Source organism: Rhodococcus sp. BL-253-APC-6A1W (assembly GCF_012843405.1).
Classification (GTDB): domain Bacteria; phylum Actinomycetota; class Actinomycetes; order Mycobacteriales; family Mycobacteriaceae; genus Rhodococcus.
In genome coordinates this window covers 1-1,844 of the sequence record NZ_JABAFB010000029.1, presented here as the reverse complement: position 1 = coordinate 1,844, position 1,844 = coordinate 1, and the positions used below count along the sequence as shown (strand labels likewise).

Below are 1,844 nucleotides of genomic sequence, written 5' to 3'. Positions count from 1 at the left end.
ATGCGACACGGATTTACCTATGTCACGCCCTACAGGCTTACACCAGTATTACCACTGACTGGCCCCACTACCTTCCTGCGTCACCCCATCGCTTGACTACTACCACCGAAGATCCCGTGCATCCAATCCCCAATCCCCCGAAGGGAACAAGGAACCTTCTGGACGGTTAGTACCGATGATTCATCATGGGCGCGTTCACACGGGTACGGGAATATCAACCCGTTGTCCATCGACTACGCCTGTCGGCCTCGCCTTAGGTCCCGACTCACCCTGGGCGGATTAACCTGGCCCAGGAACCCTTGGTCATTCGGCGGACGAGTTTCTCACTCGTCTTTCGCTACTCATGCCTGCATTCTCACTCGCATGGCCTCCACACCTAGGTCACCCCGATGCTTCCATGGCCACACGACGCTCCCCTACCCATCCACACCACTGCACACACTTCCGTAGAAACATGCGGGTGTTATGTGAATGCCGCGGCTTCGGCGGTGTACTTGAGCCCCGCTACATTGTCGGCGCAGAACCACTTGACCAGTGAGCTATTACGCACTCTTTCAAGGGTGGCTGCTTCTAAGCCAACCTCCTGGTTGTCTCAGCGATCCCACATCCTTTTCCACTTAGTACACGCTTAGGGGCCTTAGCCGGCGATCTGGGCTGTTTCCCTCTCGACTACGAAGCTTATCCCCCGCAGTCTCACTGCCGCGCTCTCACTCACCGGCATTCGGAGTTTGGCTGATTTCGGTAAGCTTGTGGGCCCCCTAGACCATCCAGTAGCTCTACCTCCGGTGAGAAACACGCGACGCTGCACCTAAATGCATTTCGGGGAGAACCAGCTATCACGGAGTTTGATTGGCCTTTCACCCCTACCCACAACTCATCCCCTCAGTTTTCAACCTAAGTGGGTTCGGGCCTCCACGACGTCTTACCGTCGCTTCACCCTGGCCATGGGTAGATCACTCCGCTTCGGGTCTAGAACATGCCACTGCAACGCCCTATTCGGACTCGCTTTCGCTACGGCTACCCCACACGGGTTAACCTCGCGACATGCCGCTAACTCGCAGGCTCATTCTTCAAAAGGCACGCCATCACCAATCAACCACCAAAGGTTGCATCAGCTCTGACGGATTGTAAGCGCACGGTTTCAGGTACTATTTCACTCCCCTCCCGGGGTACTTTTCATCTTTCCCTCACGGTACTTGTCCGCTATCGGTCACCAGGGAGTATTCAGGCTTATCGGGTGGTCCCGACAGATTCACACCAGATTTCACGGGCCCGGTGCTACTTGGGTATTCACATCAACAGTCACCATGTTTTCGTCTACGGGACTCTCACCCTCTACGACAGGCCGTTCCAGACCACTTCGACTAACACGATGATTTCTTACTGTTGGCCGGCTCAGCAGCGCCGACACAATGAACCCCACAACCCCGCATACACAACCCCTGCCAGGTATCACATGTACACGGTTTAGCCTCTTCCGCTTTCGCTCGCCACTACTCACGGAATCACATGTTGTTTTCTCTTCCTGTGGGTACTGAGATGTTTCACTTCCCCACGTTCCCTCCACACACCCTATATATTCAGATGCGGGTAACACGACATCACTCGTGCTGGGTTTCCCCATTCGGAAATCCTCGGATCACAGCTCGGTTGACAGCTCCCCGAGGCATATCGCAGCCTCCCACGTCCTTCATCGGCTCCTGGTGCCAAGACATCCACCGTACGCTCATAAACACTTACTAACAAAGATGCTCGCGTCCACTGTGCAGTTCTCAAACAACACACAACAACCCCTACCGGAACCCACCCACAGGCGGAGAACTTTCGCAGATCATCGTCGCTGA

General features: G+C 55.2%; 1 rRNA gene. It reads right to left on the bottom strand.

The features are described from left to right. Positions 1-1,742: ribosomal RNA gene (locus tag HF877_RS21070) — 23S ribosomal RNA — on the bottom strand; the annotation flags it as partial. Between the last annotated feature and the right edge of the window lie 102 nt (positions 1,743-1,844).